Consider the following 16,423-nt stretch of genomic DNA (forward strand, 5'->3'; position numbering starts at 1 on the left):
TAAGTTGTTTTTGTTGATTTTTAATCTGTTAAGAACGTTTTGAAATCAAGCCAATAATGATTTCAAAAATTAATTTTATGATATTATTTTTAAGGGTATTTAATTTAATTTTTGATATTCCAGCAGATTGTAAAGCTTGAAGAGAAACTAGGTCTAGCTGACTTTTAAGTAACCATTCTAATTCTTCTTCGTTGATTTTTTCATTGGTATAAAGAACCGTCCAACGCTCGAGCTTTTCTCCGGATTTTTCTATGAAAGTTTTTAAATCCTTTTCTAGTCCTGGTTTAAAATCACTATAACTTTTAGCAATAAGATCTTTTAGTTTTGATTTTATTTCTTGTAATAAATTATCGTTGTTCATTTTTAGGATTTAAGATTAATTAATTCTAAAAGCTGTTCTTTAGATTCTTTGTCTTTGTTAATTTCATATTGAATAAGTAAATCGAAAGCACTTAAAATCTGTTTTTTAGATTCATCTATAAAATACGGAGACAAAGTTTTTTGAGCTTCCCAGCGTTTAAAGAAACCAGCTAAAAGATTTTTTTCTTGATCATTAAGCGTTTGCCACATCGCAAAAGTGATTTCGTTATGAGGCTTGTTTTTTTCGTATTCAATTAATTTTTCAATTTCCAAAAGCAATGCTTCGATTTCTGGTTTCTGATTCTGGAAAGGAGTAGTTGCATTTTCCATAATTTTAAGTGTTTCCACTTTAATTTCTGTTGTTTTTTGATACGAATAAGAATCAAATAAAGCAGTTCTGGTTGAATCACAAGAGATTGTGGTAAAAGAAAAAGCAATTAAAAAAGCGATTAGTTTAAAAAGTTTCATATGATTATTTGTATAAGATTACATAATTTTTTTTGTCACGTTTCAATCTACTTAGCAGCTTCCAATCATCGTATCCTTTTTTATCAAAGTGCGGAAGATCCTTAAAAGTCTTCCAGTCTCCGCCCCAGTTCCAGCCATTTTTTTTGAAGATATTTACACATTCCTGCCAATCCGAAACTTGATCGCCGTCCCAATCTTTTGCGGTATCCCAAGAAGCTGTTTTTCCATCGATGATTAAACAGATATCTACTGCAAATCCGTAATTATGAATAGATTGTCCACCTTTAGCGTTGGTTATTTTTTTTCCTGGTTTAGTTCTCCCAAAAGCATAAAGATCTTCCTGTTCTTGAAAAGTTCTAAGACCTTGTGTAATGCGAACTTTAGCTCTTCCAGTCAATGCCAAATCGCATTCTTCGATGATTTTGGTGACTTCTTCCCTGACGGAAGGGTGAAGCAAATCAATGTGTTTTTTTGTCGTTTGATCCATATTATGTGTATTAATGATTTAAGAATAAAAAGCCTTTCCCGATTGTTTGAAAACAATCACGGCATTAAATTGGCGATAAGATTTTTGTGTGTGTTTGAGTTTTTTACAATTGAAAAACTCTGTTTGATTATCTCATTTTGAGATGAAAATTTGGTTTTGTTTAGACTGTAAAAATACGGCTAAATGTAATGTTTTTAAAATATTATGGCTTTGTAAAACAATAGTTTCAGTAGATGTGAAAAGTCTTTTTTTAAAGTTTTAAGTAGTTTGAAATTGAGGGAAAATTATAAAAAAAATCCGTTTTTCAATTATAGAAAAACGGACGTTAAGTATAATGATCAGTATTTAAATTCTACTTTATAGTTTCCATCATGCCACTCTTTTTTCAGCATTTTTATCATGATGTCAATAACATGGATCATGTCATCTGTATAAAGCGGTCCTGTCCATTCAACTATTGTGTGTGGCCAATCTTTTATATTTTGCATCTTATTTAGTTTTTCAGGAAGTAATTTTTCTCCTTCTTCCTGAATTAACTTTTTCGCTAATTCAAAAACTTCAATAATTTCTAATTCTCTTTCCTTATTAAAAGCTAGATGTTGATCAAATAAACAACCATCATTCTTTGTAAATGTCCTTTTGCGATTTCATCAAAATCCTCAAATGTTTCTAAATACCATTCCGGTTTACCTTTCAGTCCAATTTGTTCGAAAGCATTAACAATAAAAGCACTGATGATTTCAAAATCACCTTCTGTAATCCAAAAACCTTTGTTTTCTTCGTAGTCAATATATGTTGTACTTGGCATTTTATTTAAATAACTCCCAATTCCATTTCTCCAATCGAACTATGCCAGAAGTCGGTATTAATATCGTCTTTGTCTATTAGCATCAATCTATTTTTTAATTCTAGAGCATATTTTTCATGATGTAAGTGGTATTCACCCAAAATTTGAGGGATTTTTATTTCACGGTGAAAGCGAGTAAATATATATATATATTCAAGATAGGTTTTTAAATCTTTATTGATGGTATATGTTCTTATTCCTTCAGTACGATAATGGGTCCTCCCAATTATTGCTTGAGTTTCAATGTCAATACATAACCCGAATGGTTCATTAATGAAAGTATTTTTAGTGCCTATTTTTAAATATTTTTCATCTAATAATTCGACATTTTCAAGGAATTCATAGTCTCCACCAAAAGTATTATGATTTGGTAATCCAATTTTGTATAAAATATTTACCGTTTCTTTTGGTAAATATTTATTTATGAGGTCATTGTTAGCAAATATTATCAAACTACCTGAATAATATTCCTGAATTTCTGTTAAGTCCATTTAGTTAATCTTTAATTAATTTGCGTAAGTCTTCTTGCCTTTGTTCTCTTGAAATTTTCCTAGACAAATTTATTTCCGGGGTATCTTCAATTCCACCTGTTCCTTTGTATTTATAACTATACTCAACTTCTATATGTGGAAAATGTTCTTCTAAAACTTTTTTACAGTTAGATTGTCCTAAACTACATGGTTCTAATTCTGAATATATCTTTTTTACATTTTCAAAAGGGATTTTATTATCACTTAACCATTTCATTCCTAACATCTCTGCATGTGTATTAATATTCATTTCTGTAGAAAAAGGTTTATATTGTGTTATGCTATTATTATCAATAAATTCAAAAACAGCTACATTTCCTGCATGTCTCGGAACTTCTAAAGTTTTACGATGTGTAATGGCTAATTTACTCATTTTTGATTCTCCTAAAGGAATTTCTGTAAATTTAGTTTCTAATATTCCTTTCTTTATTGAAATATTTTCAGGAGTATCAATAAATTCTGCGTACTGTTCGGGATCACCCTTTTGCTTCTCTTTTAAAAATTTTTCAAATTCTTTCTCAGACATCTTAGAAACATCCTTCCCTGTTTCTGCTTTTACAAGTCTATTTGCTTCATCAGTAACCTTTTTTATTTTTTTTGCGTCTTCTCCCGTTTTTGCAAGTTCAGTAGCAGAATTCCCTTCTCTAGCGATTTTAGATAAATTGGGTAATCCTAAAGAGGCAAGATCTACGGTAACACTAAATGCAATCCAAAGATTAGCCAGCCATCCATAACCGTTTTCATGCCATTTTTCTAAAGTTTCGTTACTTAATATGACATAATGTGTTGCATCTTTTGCTAAAGTAAGTCCAGCTAAACCTCTAAAAGCTATTGGAGCACCTTTTGCCAATACAACGCGTAAAGCTCCAACAGCAGATATAAAACTCAATAAATCTGTAGCAATATTAAACAGATCCCAGTTTGATTGTTTAGTTGCCATATCGTGCAGTTTTAAAGCAATAACAAAAGTGTTTTCATCCCCTGTTTGTTCACCTGATTTGCCTAATTTTGTTCCGAAATTTAGTTTTGCTAGTGGGTTAAAAGGTTTCCAATCAATATAATGTTCAAAAACTGGTACTTCGTAGACTCCAGCAGGATTTATTCTATCAAGTTCTTTTGCACTAACCGAAACTTTTGCTTTTCCAATTTTTTCAGTCTTATCTGTCTTTCTGCAATTATCAATTAAAATGTTCTCTCCTGACCAGAATGTTTTTATATGAGTATCTCTAAATAAATAATAACTGTTGTCAAAATATACAGTATCTGTTGGTTTTGTATTGTCAAATTCTTCAACCAAACGAGTTAAGAAACGCAGTAAATCCTGTACTTCTTCGCCATGAAGCGTTGAATAGATTCCGTATAATAAATTAGTATTTCGAAGTTTTATATATAAACGCTGTCTGTCTTTTATTGCGTACAGAATTTGTAAAATAGCTTTGTCTTCATTTGTATCAAGGTTTGTAGGTGTTACAATTCCTTCAAATAGAGAATTGCTTTTTAAAATAAGATTAAGATGATCGTATAACTCATCATCGCTATCCATTTGTCCAAATAAAATCTTTGGCAGTGATTCATAAATTACATCTAATTTATTTGGATTGTTTTTGGCTTCTTTTATCTTTTTTCGATACAAATTAATAATGATTTGGTCATCACTTGTAATTTCAACTCCTAATGATTCTAGTAAGGTAAGGAAGAGGTCAAAATCGAAAACTGTAAATTTGAAAGCAATTTTTTCAAGATTATGATCAAAAATTGCTAAAGTAAATTCAGTATGATATTTTCCGATTTTTATGTTGGGTTTAAAAGTTTTTGCAATTAGATTTAGTCCTAAAAAGTAGTTCCACTCTAAATCTATTGCGCCTGTTTTTTGTGCTCCTTGACTATCATTATAATTCATAATTCCCGTTTTCTCAGGAGTGCTATTTGGGAGCCCTATAAAATCACTGAAAAGCATTTTTGTATAGACTTGCCCTATGTTCTTTTTAATGCATTCTATAACATCTGTGATAAAAATAGAATATGTGTTAGTATTAATTAGTGAATTTCTTAAAGCATCATGCATTTCTTTAGCATTCCTATCATCCTCAATCTGCTGTCGCCAAATGTTGAGCATAATTTGTCTAAACCTTGCCATTTCAGAAGCGCTGGTGTCATTTAGTTCGATGTTATGGTTTTTAATAATCATGATTTTGGTTTTTACAGAAAGGGATAAAAGAGGCTTTTAAAGAATTTCTACTTTTACAGGTTTTGGCTGAATATGGTCTGAAAATGCAGTGGTAATGTTAAGGCGTAAATCGTCTTCTTGTTCAATTTTGCCATCACCGCCTAGATAACAATTTTTAAAAAGGACTTCAAGCGCTTTAAATTCATCCATTTTTGAAGCTTGTAATACAGCCGAACGAATGCTGATGTCTGGTTTTTTGAAATAGGCAAAAAGAGTAGTGTCGTCATCATCTTTGATGGTGAGTTTGACTACTTTTTTATGTTTGTATTTCCATTGATTTAATTGCGCTTGAGTAATATTTCCGTCAAGAACTTCGGCTTTCTCTGGAGCTGTTTTTTTCATGTTGAAAATGGATTTTATTTAAAAAATAGGCTGCCTGAGCTGTATTTCAGGACGAAATGCTCAGGGCAGCCTTCTGAAGAAATTAAACAGTTTTAAACGAACTGCTAAAAGAGCAGATAAAATAGTTTGCTTGCAAAAATCATGTTGCTCAGAACTTCTTTTTTGCGTAACGCAATGAGATTTGGTTTTCTCTTTTGAGTCGGTTTTTAAACTGTTTTATAGTTTAAGGAAGTATTTTAGTAGATTAGTTCCACTCAATGTGAGAACAGATTAAGTCGAAAGAAACAGCAATTTTAGTATCTCCCTGGCTGATTCCTCTACTGTTTGAGTTGAATTCGCAGTTTCTTACAGTATGTGTAATTACTTCATTGCTATCATCTAAATAGCTTACAATGATGCTAAAAGGGTTAATGTCTTGTAATCTTTGTCCTTTTGGTAAAGCAGCCAAGATCGCTTCAACTTCGTAATTGTATAAAGTGATCGAAGCTTTTGCTTCATATTTTCCTCTACCTCTGTGTACTGGCATATCTCCAGCTCCATAATGGTTTTCTTTAGAAACTGAATCGCTGTAGTTTACAGCTGTAATACCAGTAACAATGTTACCTGCAATACTTACTTCAATTGATGACCAGCTGTGTTGTTGTCCGTTAATTAATGGCAATTTATTCATAGTGTAGCTTTTGTTTGTTTTAATGTTTTTGATAACGTCTAGTGGCTATCACTTTTAGATGTCGGTTTGAATTTTAATTTTGAGAAACTCTAATTGTAAAAATTATGCTTTGTCGATTCCAAAAGGATTTTTGAATCCAAGATCAACCATAATTTTACGAGCAGTTCCAACTGGCGTGATTTCAGCTTTTACTTTTAATTCAGAAGTTGCTAGAATGTTTTGTTTAGGATCTACATAAACATCGAAAGCAGATACTTCCTGATTAGCAATCATTCCTTCTAAAGCATTTCTGCATAAATCTTCGAAACTTTTAGATACAGATTGAGGCAATTTTCCGTCAATGTCTACTAAAACCGGAGAAGCCAATTTTGGCAATAAAGCAGTGCGTAACAAACGAGTTGCTTTATTTATAGTACGGTTATTTTCGATGTAAGCGTAATCAGAAGTTCCTGTTGTACAAGTGTGGCTATCGTTAAAATAAACACCGGCAAGACCTGTGTGTGTTTGTGTAAAAATGTATCTTTTCTCATTTAGAATTCTCAAATCTCCAAGAGATTTAATTTCTTTTCCACCAACAAAACCTGGTTTAGCGAAACCATTGCCAGTAAGATTGAATTTTTCAATCCAAGCAATGTTTTCAGATACCTTTGCTTTAGATAAAGCTCCTAAAGCCAAACCTACTGCTGCAGTATTAGTGTATGATTCTTTAAAAATAAATTCAAGAACAACCTCATTTTCTTTTTTTAGTAAACCATTGGCATCTTTTACATTGTAGACACCTGTTCCGCTTTGTGCAGGAACTACTTCTTCATTTGAAGTCAATGTATAAGCTTTGTTGGTATCTTTTTGAATTAATTTTTGTTCGAATGCTTTTTCAACATCCATAGCAACTACAACAGATACATTTGAGCTTGTACCGACTAATGATGATGAAGTTGCTTCTGTTGCAGTATCAAAACCTTTTCCTTCTAAGATGATTTCAAAAGGCATATAATCTACATATGCAAGATCTGCCTGTTCTTGAGCAATACCAACTGCAACTTTAGTTTGAGCAAATGTTGTAGCTTTTGAGCAGATTACTGCCATTTGGCGAATGTTTCCATTTGCTTCTTGCTGCATATCCATTGCTTTTTTTACTGTATCAGCATAAGATGCTGCGTCTACAAGCATAACATATAAATCGCCAGAAGGATTCATTCTGAAAAACTGCTGAATTTGGTAATAAGCCGATTGTCCGTTAATGTCGTAACTTTCTGTGATGCCAAGAGCTTCAGCATCTTCTAAAGAAGCCAAACGCTTGATTTTGTCGAATTTTAGATCTGAAGTTTCTTCACCGCTAAAAAGTAACCCCGAAACCATATCTTGTTCTGGGCTTCTTCTTCCTAATCCGCCTGATAATTTGGTAATTACTACATCGTTTAATGTACTCATAATATAAATTGTTTTAAATGTTTAAAAATGTGTTTTTGGTTTTGCTCGAAAAAAAAGCAAAAGTGTGGCTATAGCAAGTAGTTAAACTTGTTAATATGAATAGTTATGGCTTGAAAATGTGATTGTAATTCTTAATCCAAAGTTGTTGGATTTTAGTTTCGAACCTTTTTTATGTGAGGTTCTTTAGGTCGATTTTACCTTAGAAAAATGCGGTAAAAATTATCTTTTGTTTGTGAGAACAAATTTAAGGACGAATACTTGTTTTTCCAATTTTTTGAGGTTGTAAAGCCAGTAGTTTCAGTTTTTTAAGCTTTGGCTTCTGTGGTAAGTCCTTCGTTGATAATAGTGTAAATTGTGCGTTCTGTAAGGAATAAAGTGTCTGAAAGTTCTGCAACTACAACTTTCATTTGTTTGGCTTGATTAGTGTTAATATAGTTCATAACATAATCTCTCCTTTTGTCTAATAATGTTCTGCTTCTTTTCATGATTTTTCGGTTTAGAATGTATGCTTTTTTTTGTTTTAAATCGCGTTGTAAAGTTGTGCTGCAGTTCTTTCAGATTATGCTTTGCTTAGATCAACATTTCCTTCCACTTGATTCGGATTTATTTCGATTATTCCTGAAGCTAAATTATATCCAAGCTCTTCCAATTCATCGTTGCTTAATCCATTATTGAAAAGAATGTATTTCTTTTTTAAGTTGTTTTCGATTAAAGTGGTTTTATAGGTGACTTCCCAGATTAAATAATCATTTTTGGCCCAATAATCATATTCATTGACACATTGTTTTTCTTTTACTTTAAAAATCGAATTAGTATCAATAAGTGTGTTATCGTTGTTTGCTGACAATACAGATTTATCAATACGCTGAGCAATTTGAAAGACTTCTTCGTAATTAGTTGTAATTTCATTTGGCATTACAATGTAAATGCAAAAAGTGACGTCAGCCTTATAGCTTTTTTCAGATGAAGTTTCCCAAGATATATTGTCATACTTAAACATTATTACTGGTTTTTCAATTGGATTTTTAAAAACAGCATCACTAAATAAGCGAACTGTTAACGCATCTGAATAAAACTCTCTATAGATGGCGTTTTGCTTTTCGTTATAAAATTCTTTTAAAATCATATGTTGGATTATTTTTAAGCAAATATAAAACATATGTTTTATATTTGCAAACATATTACGTGTAAATATGCAGTAATTTCAGTAATATGATTTAACTGTTTGAGTGCTAATGTGTATGATAAATCATATTTTTGTTCAAATTTAAGTATTGATAATCAGATATTTGTGAAATATTTTACTTAATATTGTGATTATTAACCATATATTGTGTAGTTTTGCAACATATACTTGAAGTTTAGCTTTAAGTAAAACATATTACATAATGTTATAAACGAGCTGCAACATGGAAATACATGATAAAATTAAACGTATTATAGACGAAATGAAGTTGAACAATAACTCATTTGCAAAGTTAATTGGAGTTACAAGTACAACTATAGATAGTATCACGATTGGAAGATTACAAGTCGATGGAGAAAGAAAAAGAACCAAACCAGGTTTTGATCTGCTTCAAAGTATTATTACACATTGTCAAGTAAATCCAGAATATTTTTTTGGAGACAGTGAAGAAATTTTTTCTAACAAATCAAATAATGCGGTTAGTTTGCATGTGCCAAAAATTATAACCGTAAATGAAGAAGGAGATGAGAATATCAATTTTGTGGGAGTAAAAGCCAGAGCAGGATATTTGGATGGTTACGCCGATCCGGAATACATGGAAAGTCTTCCTTCTTTTAGTATGCCGATGCTTAAAAATGGTACCTACAGATGTTTTGAAATTAAGGGAAATTCAATGTCTACCACAATACATGACGGAGATTACCTTTTCGGAAAATATGTAGATAATTTCGATGATATTCTTGATGGAAGAATTTATGTAATTGTCAGCAAGAATGATGGAGTAGTGGTAAAAAGGGTTTTAAACAGAATTAGAGAAAGCGGAAAATTAATTCTGAAATCAGACAACCGAGATGGAAATTATCCAATGTATTCTATTTATGCTGAAGATATTCTAGAAGTTTGGTACGCAAGTATGTACGCTTCCAGACAAATGCCCGATCCAATTAATATTTATGAAAAGCTCCATGCTCTGGAAAGTAAGTATTATGAATTGGAAGAAAGTTTAAAAAAGAAATTGAATTAATACAGTAAAAGTTAGATGTATAATATAATAAAAAAGAGAAAGCCTTATTTGTTAAGGCTTTCTCTTTTTTATTTGTTAAACGGTTTTTAATGTTTTTCTATTTTATTTTCCCTCTCAAGTGCACTAGTTTGACAGGAACTCTATTTGAATATATTTTGCCATCAAACAAAACATATCCATTTTCTTTAATTTCTTTTTTCTGATCTTCAGTTATTTTAGATTTTGTGAATATAGAATCATTCTTTAAAGAAATTGATCCCTGATTTGGTTTTAGCTTGTCTGTATTTGAAAACCATCTTTGGTCGTCTCTATAAGGCAAATTAATTGTTGAGGTAAAATATTTAGTTTGTCGAGGATAGAGTATAAAACTTTGTAAAGATCCATCTAGTAAACCAATTTCTTTAAGAGTGTAATTTCTGTCAAGTTTATTCTGTTTAAGAAAGTTGTCAATAAGAGCTTCTCTTTGTTGGATTTCAAAACCCGGAGAAACACAGTTTCCCATTTCTGCTTTTGTAGAACGACCATCTAATACTGAATCATTTTTATACAAAGTAAAATCTAATGAATTTAATGGAGAAAAGTCTTTTTTTCCTAAAGCTTCACGATATAAATCTCTTTCTAATGTTCCGATAGAATTTTCATTAAACATGATGAAATATTTTTTATCAGAATTGTTAGTTATCTTGTAGTGCAAGATATTTTTTGATAAACTATCGTATTCTTTATTTGGCTGATAACGAGTTTCGATAAAATCATATCTGCTTAAGTCGTCTATACAAATTATTTCATTAGTTAATAACTCTATTTTTAAGTCTTTTTTATCCTTGTTACAGGATAAGAGAATTAAAAAAGTAGATATCAAAGAAAGCGATTTTTTCATTTGTGACTTTTAAAACTGTTTTATGATGGTAGATTTTAATTTTCTTTATACTCATCATTTAATATGCCATCTTCATCCCTTTCTATCATGTCTCCATAAGGTTCTTCTAAATTTACGCCAAACATTTCCATAATCAGTTTTTCTTTTTCGGCAGAAAGATCTAAGCCTTCTAATTCTTTATCGCTAAAACTTGTTCTTCGAAATATTTGACTAGGAAATGCGATATAATCTTTAGGTTTTCCATTTTTTACAAAAAGAAGAATAATTTTAGGATAAGTATCTTCGATGCCATCACAGCTTGTTATTTTATATTTTAATTCGACGATATTATTGTCTTTAATTTCATAGTAATTAAAAAAGATATCAGAAATTTTATCTAATTGTTCTTTTGTAACCAAGTTTTTTGAATCATGAAATTTTGGTTTAATATAATTTCGTGGTTCTTTATCTTCATAATATTTTGGTGTTACAACATATACAGTATCATATTTAGAAAAAGGAAATATTTTTCTTCTTTCATCTAATGGGATCTTGAAAAATGCGACAAGTGTATCATTATAGGTACCAAAAAAAGGGGTAGGTGGTTTATTTAATAGTGATTTACGGAAGTTTAGATTTTCGTGATACAATTCACAGTTGGTTTCACAATGAATATCGCGTAATTCTATTAATTTCTTTTGTTGTCCAAATATTGGAGATAATAGTAATGAAAAAATGAGAATTGTTATTTTTTTTAATTCCATAATTTATTTTTGATTATTCAAAGGCTTATAATTTAAGATTTTATTTATACTCATCATTTAATATGCCATCTTCATCCCTTTCTATCATGTCTCCATAAGGTTCTTCTAAATTTACGCCAAACATTTCCATAATAAGTTTTTCTTTTTCGGCACAAAGATCTAAGCTTTCTAATTCTTTATCGCTAAAACTTGTTCTTCGAAATATTAGACTAGGAAATGCGATATAATCTTTAGGTTTTCCATTTTTTACAAAAAGAAGAATAATTTTAGGATAAGTATCTTCGATGCCATCACAGCCTGTTATTGAATATCTGCGGGTAATAAATTTATTATGTATTATTTCATAATTGTTAAAAAGAATATCTGAAATTTTATTCATTTTTTCCTCTGTAACCAAAGTTTTTGAGTCATGAAATTTTGGCTTGAGGTAATTTCGAGGTTCTTTATCGTAATAGTATTTTGGTGTCACAATATATACTGAATCATATTTAGAAAAAGGAAACAGTTTTTTTCTTTCTTGTAACGGAATCTTGAAGAAAGGCATTAGAGTGTCTTTTTCATGACTTATTTCTAGAGGAGATGGAGGCCAGCTTGGAAGTTTCGAAAGATAGTCTAAGTGTTTGTGGTAGAAATCACAATTTGCTTCGCAATATATGTCTCGAACTTCAGTAAGTTTTTTTATCTGAGCATTGCAAGCAAAAGTAAATAAGATAGTTAATGTAAATAAGATTGTTTCCTTTTTCATAGATATTTTATTTGAGTTCAGGGTATATGGCTTCAGTATCTGACTTCCATTTTTTATATTTTGCCAATCCCCAATTTCTGATATAAAACTTTTCATAGTTTTTTGAAAAATATAATTGAGCATAATATTCTTTATCGCTTTGGCTTTTTGTTAATTCGCTTTTTCTGTCTAGCAAGGTGTATATTTTCTTACCCATGCTATGAAGCCACAGGTCTTTTTTTGTGATTATTAGTTTTTTTAGTTTAGTGTCATAATATTTCCAACCATTTTTATCCTTCCAAGCAGATGTTATGTAACAATTTAAAATGGAACGATAATCATCAAAGGATAAATTGTAATCTTTATATTTATAATCAGTTCCATCATCTATAAGAGAGAAATTAGTATTTCCAAATATCTTAATATTTTTGTCCGTAAAATCTCCAAGTTCAATTAAAAAGTCTGGATCACCCGCTTCTTTACATGCAACAGAGATAAAAGCCCCTTCATCTAACAAATTGCTTATTAACAATTTTAAACCTAAACAGGTTTTTATTTTTTGTTCATTAGGTGCGTCTTTGCTATACAGAGTCTTTGCTTTTTCCACTACTTTAGTTACATATGTATTATCAATTTCTGTCGGAGTATCTAATCTGGAAAGTACTTGTTTTATTTCGCGAATTTTATTTGCAAACAAAATAGCCCAGCTATTTTTGCCTTTCGAAGTGTCAGAAAATATATTTCCGTGATGAACAAGGCAAATGTTTTTATATTCATATTCTGCATTTAATTTATTTATTGCTTCAATATCGGCTATACTGTCTAATTTAATACATTTCCAAATATCATTATAAGTCCTGTTAAATTGTGACATCCCTCCCAATTCCAAAACTATCAGGAGGTTTATCTTTTTCTTATTTACAATTAACGTCTTATCTTGAAAACTAGTATCTCCGTTTACTTCTTTTATTCTAAATATTCTTTCCATTTGTAGTAACTAATTTTCATTTTCAATTGAGATTTCTTCTTTTAAAATGGCAAAACCATCTGCATTGACCTCTCCACTAAATTTTACCAGTTTGGTATTTGATTTAATGTTCTTGCCGTTTGCTTCATCTATTACAATGACGATTGTTTCTCCTTCATTGTAATTTTTTGTTTCTACAATTAGGCTTACTTTATCACCAATGTTTGCTGAATCTATCTCATTTTCCAAATCATTATTTTTCCAGTTAACATTTATAATTTCTTTAGTTAATGGCGTTACTACTGGCGGAGAATAATTGTCAAATATAACTATTTTAGGATCTGTTTGAAGAGGATTTGTAATATTAATCTTTCCGCCAACATTACAAGCGAGTTTTGAGTTTTCTAATAAAACTTTTTTGTTTCCACCAAATGTTTTATCAGTAGGATATTCCCATTTCGTTATTATTACGGGACTACATGGATTATTATTTTTTAATTTGCAAGTTCCAAAAGGATTTTTAAAAGTGATATCATTTTCAGTTGCCATCAATTTTTCTTGGATAAAAATTGTATTTTGGGATTTAACATCTAAAGTACTAGACGCAGTACCTTGGTCACACATGCATAAAGCACCGTTGCAAACATATTTTACTGCCATAATTAGTTAATTTTTACATTATTTCCTGTAATTATAGTATCTCCAGAGGCATTAATATTGATCTTTTCTGTAGATTTCATATTGATATTTTTTGCCTCTATATTAAGATCGCCTTCAGTTTTTATGTTAATAGCAGTTTTGCCTTTTAGTTCGAGTAAATTTTGATCGTCTTTTTTTAAGCGTATGCTGTCGCTTTCTCCGTTTAATTCAAGAGATAATTTTTTAAGTTCATCTTCTTCAAATAAATAACCAGCTATTTTATTTTTTTCAATTGTTAAAGATGATTGTTTTTTATCGTCATCGTTTTTTATTAAAAAGCTAGATTTATCTGGAGTTATCAGCACAGAATTTAATTCTTTGCCTTTATTATTTTTAAAGTTAAGAGAAACGATGTCTTTAGAAACATTTAAGGTTAAACGTTCTTTAGTTTCTTTATTTTCAATTGAATTAAAAGTCGTTGTAAGACTATCAGCAGTAAAATGAGTAGTTGCCAAAGGTTTTTCATCTTCATCAAAATAGCTGATTTTAAAGTTTTGATCTTTATCGAACTCAATTTTAGCAACATCAATAATTTTAGCCTCATTAGTTTCAGTTTCGTTATCTGCTTTAATGTAGCGAATATGAAGCTTATTTCCATCTGCACTATAATCAAAAAACAATTTTGGATCATTTACAGCCTGGATTCTTCCCATTATTCGGTCTACTTCGGCATATTGCGAAATAAAAGCTCTCGTTTCAACTCCATCAATAATGGAAGCCAAAACCCAGCTGTCTTTTTTCGGAATGGTAATAATTCCTTGTTCCAAATCCTGAATAGAAGCTTTTAGACGCACATTTTTAATGATGGCGCCATCAGCTCGCATGATGTTTACGCTGTAAGCATCTTCGGGATTATGAAGTGATTCTTCTTCTTTATTTATTTCGATGACTTTTGCAGCAAAAGTTTCAATATTCTGATTACCGCTTGCGACATTTTTTATTAAATCTTTTATATTTCCCATTTCCTTATTTCTAAACTGATTCGACTCTTCTTCCTAAATAAATTTTTTGTCTATAGCCACTTTCTCCAAAACTTCGTTCTACTTTTTCGACCTGAAAAGTTCCGTTTTTCTCTTTGTCTTTTGCATTTTCAAGAATTACTTGATCCGTTGGACGTACAAAAGGTTCTCCAAAAGTCAGAATATAACCTTCAAATCCGTTTGGTTTTGATTGCATTGCTCTTAAAGCGGCATATTGATACAATTCTGAAGCAATTTCTGTTGTTGCCTTTTTGAAAGCTGCAGGATCTTTAGGCAGATTTTGGTTATCGCTGTGTAAAACATGTGTTTTTAAAAGTTGGCCATTCGGATCTCCTAATTCAATATAAATTGGAGTGTTCGAATTTTTAAAATATTTTTCAACTCTTGTTCGTGTATTTTTACTTGATTCGTTAACAACGACCAATTTATCTTCAATAATATTATGGCGAAATCTAAAATTGACTCTTCCGGTAAAACTTCCTGCAATAGATTGAACAGCTTTATTTAATTTAGAAGCAAGAAGGTTAAGTCCTTCATTAATCAGTTTTTTTACAAGTGTTCCAGCCAATGGACTTTTAATAAAATTGCGATCAATAAAACCTGATAATTCATTAGGAGTATGTTGTTGCGGATTATTGGTAATTGTAAGAACAGGACCAGTTGCTTCGGTTTTAAAATAGGTATAGATTCCTTTGTCCTTTAACATTTCAAAAACTTGAGCTAAACTATGATTTCTGCTAACGACAATATTTCCTAAATTTTCATCAAGAGCATTTACTTTGAAAGGTAGTTTTAGTTCTTTGATTCTTTTTTCAAAAAAAGTTTTAGGATTAAAATCGTCAACATTTGTAGCTGGATTAACAGCAACAACATTTAGATTGTCTTTTTTATCTTGGACATCATTGTCTTTTACCGCTTTTACTTTTTTAAAGGCGTACATAGCATCTTCACAGGTTATTACAGCATTGGTGTCGGATTGAACTCCTGTGATGTAACCTCTAAAAGCAGGTTTGTAATCGCCATCGTAACCTAAAGAGATTTCGATGTAATTTTCAAGTTTAAAGAAATCATGAATTGTTTTTTCTTCTCCGCTGGCATTCGTAAAAATGCTTTGATCAAATCCTTTTGTGTCTGTATATACCTTTTGAGGCATTACGATAGTTGCCGTATCGGTAAGGGATTTATAAGAGCTGTTTATGCTTACATTTTTGACATAATTGAATTCATAAAACTTGGGCGAGGGGATAAGGCTTACAGTTTCGTAAACTTTAATTTTGGCATTGAGTTTAAGCATTATCTCTAATTATTAGTTCGACAGTTTCATCTGATGTTGCACTGGCAGTAAATTTTTGAATATTTTTTGTTCCAGAAATTGAAGGAATAGAATAAGAATCGATGACTAATTCATAAATGCCAAATCGGTTCAAAATGGCGTGCGTTACTCGTAAGGAATACGGAGCATTGAGAAATTGTTTCAATAAGAAAAGCTTTTCTTTTGGATATTCATCTCCAGTTTCATTGGCAATAAGGCCTTCAATAGAAATGCTAAAGTCGCCATTTGTAATATGTTCTTTAATTGTTGAATCTCTTCCTTCAACGCCTTCTTTTTTAATAATTTTAGAACGACTTAGATTCACTGTAACGGCATCAACTCTTAAACTTGGAAGATTAAGATCGGTCTTTACAAGAGGTTCAAAAACCAAAGGAGCAAAAACTCGAAGATTAAATTCACCTCCAGTTTTATCAATAATAAAATCTTTAGATTCAGATTCGTTATAATTAATACCGCTGTATTCTATGCCTTTGGTTTCTAAAATTTCGTTTACATTAAAATTGAATTTCATAATAATTTTGTTTT

General features: G+C 30.6%; 20 protein-coding genes. 1 reads left to right on the forward strand and 19 read right to left on the reverse strand.

Annotated features, from left to right (window positions below; all coding sequences use genetic code 11):
* Positions 1 to 28: 28 nt before the first annotated feature.
* The 11 genes from QLQ96_RS10115 to QLQ96_RS10165 form a co-directional block, all read right to left on the reverse strand.
* Complete coding sequence (locus tag QLQ96_RS10115) at positions 29 to 361, reverse strand: hypothetical protein (protein ID WP_482496541.1); 333 nt, start codon at positions 359 to 361, stop codon at positions 29 to 31.
* A gap of 2 nt (positions 362 to 363) precedes the next feature.
* A complete protein-coding gene (locus QLQ96_RS10120; RefSeq protein WP_482496542.1) occupies positions 364 to 828 on the reverse strand; it encodes a hypothetical protein in 465 nt (154 codons plus the stop codon).
* A 4-nt stretch (positions 829 to 832) separates the two neighbouring features.
* Positions 833 to 1,315, reverse strand: a complete 483-nt coding sequence (locus QLQ96_RS10125) for a M15 family metallopeptidase (RefSeq protein ID WP_482496543.1) — start codon at positions 1,313 to 1,315, stop codon at positions 833 to 835.
* 592 nt (positions 1,316 to 1,907) lie between these two features.
* The gene (locus QLQ96_RS10130; RefSeq protein ID WP_482496544.1) at positions 1,908 to 2,123 is read right to left on the reverse strand and encodes a hypothetical protein; all 216 of its coding nucleotides are present in this window, start codon (positions 2,121 to 2,123) and stop codon (positions 1,908 to 1,910) included.
* Positions 2,124 to 2,128: 5 nt separating this feature from the next.
* Positions 2,129 to 2,653 carry a hypothetical protein gene (locus QLQ96_RS10135; protein ID WP_482496545.1) on the reverse strand — a complete coding sequence of 175 codons (525 nt, stop codon included), beginning with the start codon at positions 2,651 to 2,653 and terminating at the stop codon, positions 2,129 to 2,131.
* 4 nt (positions 2,654 to 2,657) lie between these two features.
* The gene (locus tag QLQ96_RS10140) at positions 2,658 to 4,880 is read right to left on the reverse strand and encodes a nucleic acid/nucleotide deaminase domain-containing protein (protein WP_482496546.1); all 2,223 of its coding nucleotides are present in this window, start codon (positions 4,878 to 4,880) and stop codon (positions 2,658 to 2,660) included.
* 36 nt (positions 4,881 to 4,916) lie between these two features.
* Positions 4,917 to 5,261 carry a hypothetical protein gene (locus QLQ96_RS10145; RefSeq protein WP_482496547.1) on the reverse strand — a complete coding sequence of 115 codons (345 nt, stop codon included), beginning with the start codon at positions 5,259 to 5,261 and terminating at the stop codon, positions 4,917 to 4,919.
* Positions 5,262 to 5,505: 244 nt separating this feature from the next.
* Positions 5,506 to 5,931, reverse strand: coding sequence for a hypothetical protein (locus QLQ96_RS10150; RefSeq protein WP_008461938.1), 426 nt, complete (start codon positions 5,929 to 5,931; stop codon positions 5,506 to 5,508).
* 102 nt (positions 5,932 to 6,033) lie between these two features.
* Positions 6,034 to 7,362, reverse strand: coding sequence for a DUF2586 domain-containing protein (locus QLQ96_RS10155; protein ID WP_482496548.1), 1,329 nt, complete (start codon positions 7,360 to 7,362; stop codon positions 6,034 to 6,036).
* A gap of 305 nt (positions 7,363 to 7,667) precedes the next feature.
* Positions 7,668 to 7,847: a hypothetical protein gene (locus QLQ96_RS10160; protein WP_482496549.1), complete on the reverse strand. Its 180-nt coding sequence runs from the start codon at positions 7,845 to 7,847 to the stop codon at positions 7,668 to 7,670.
* Between the two features lie 74 nt (positions 7,848 to 7,921).
* Complete coding sequence (locus QLQ96_RS10165; RefSeq protein ID WP_482496550.1) at positions 7,922 to 8,488, reverse strand: hypothetical protein; 567 nt, start codon at positions 8,486 to 8,488, stop codon at positions 7,922 to 7,924.
* 283 nt (positions 8,489 to 8,771) lie between these two features.
* Between QLQ96_RS10165 and QLQ96_RS10170 the strand changes: the two genes are divergently transcribed.
* Positions 8,772 to 9,572 carry an XRE family transcriptional regulator gene (locus QLQ96_RS10170; RefSeq protein WP_482496551.1) on the forward strand — a complete coding sequence of 267 codons (801 nt, stop codon included), beginning with the start codon at positions 8,772 to 8,774 and terminating at the stop codon, positions 9,570 to 9,572.
* A gap of 97 nt (positions 9,573 to 9,669) precedes the next feature.
* On the opposite strand, the gene QLQ96_RS10175 is transcribed toward QLQ96_RS10170, so the two are convergent.
* Genes QLQ96_RS10175 through QLQ96_RS10210 form a run of 8 tightly spaced genes read right to left on the reverse strand, consistent with a single transcriptional unit; the run spans position 9,670 to position 16,409 of the window.
* Positions 9,670 to 10,452 carry a hypothetical protein gene (locus tag QLQ96_RS10175; RefSeq protein ID WP_482496552.1) on the reverse strand — a complete coding sequence of 261 codons (783 nt, stop codon included), beginning with the start codon at positions 10,450 to 10,452 and terminating at the stop codon, positions 9,670 to 9,672.
* 35 nt (positions 10,453 to 10,487) lie between these two features.
* Positions 10,488 to 11,195 (reverse strand): hypothetical protein, encoded by a 708-nt coding sequence (locus QLQ96_RS10180; protein ID WP_482496553.1) that lies wholly within the window; start codon positions 11,193 to 11,195, stop codon positions 10,488 to 10,490.
* Between the two features lie 40 nt (positions 11,196 to 11,235).
* Entirely contained in the window at positions 11,236 to 11,940 is a 705-nt protein-coding gene (locus QLQ96_RS10185) for a hypothetical protein (RefSeq protein WP_482496554.1), read from the reverse strand.
* A gap of 7 nt (positions 11,941 to 11,947) precedes the next feature.
* Positions 11,948 to 12,907, reverse strand: coding sequence for a hypothetical protein (locus QLQ96_RS10190; RefSeq protein WP_482496555.1), 960 nt, complete (start codon positions 12,905 to 12,907; stop codon positions 11,948 to 11,950).
* A 9-nt stretch (positions 12,908 to 12,916) separates the two neighbouring features.
* On the reverse strand, positions 12,917 to 13,546 hold the full coding sequence (locus tag QLQ96_RS10195) for a DUF4280 domain-containing protein (RefSeq protein ID WP_482496556.1): 630 nt from the start codon (positions 13,544 to 13,546) through the stop codon (positions 12,917 to 12,919).
* Between the two features lie 2 nt (positions 13,547 to 13,548).
* The gene (locus tag QLQ96_RS10200; RefSeq protein WP_482496557.1) at positions 13,549 to 14,547 is read right to left on the reverse strand and encodes a hypothetical protein; all 999 of its coding nucleotides are present in this window, start codon (positions 14,545 to 14,547) and stop codon (positions 13,549 to 13,551) included.
* A 10-nt stretch (positions 14,548 to 14,557) separates the two neighbouring features.
* A complete protein-coding gene (locus QLQ96_RS10205) occupies positions 14,558 to 15,859 on the reverse strand; it encodes a hypothetical protein (protein WP_482496558.1) in 1,302 nt (433 codons plus the stop codon).
* Positions 15,852 to 16,409, reverse strand: coding sequence for a DUF6046 domain-containing protein (locus QLQ96_RS10210; protein ID WP_482496559.1), 558 nt, complete (start codon positions 16,407 to 16,409; stop codon positions 15,852 to 15,854). Before QLQ96_RS10210 ends, QLQ96_RS10205 begins: the two co-directional genes overlap by 8 nt.
* Positions 16,410 to 16,423: the final 14 nt, after the last annotated feature.

Source organism: Flavobacterium sp. B167r, assembly GCF_056824315.1.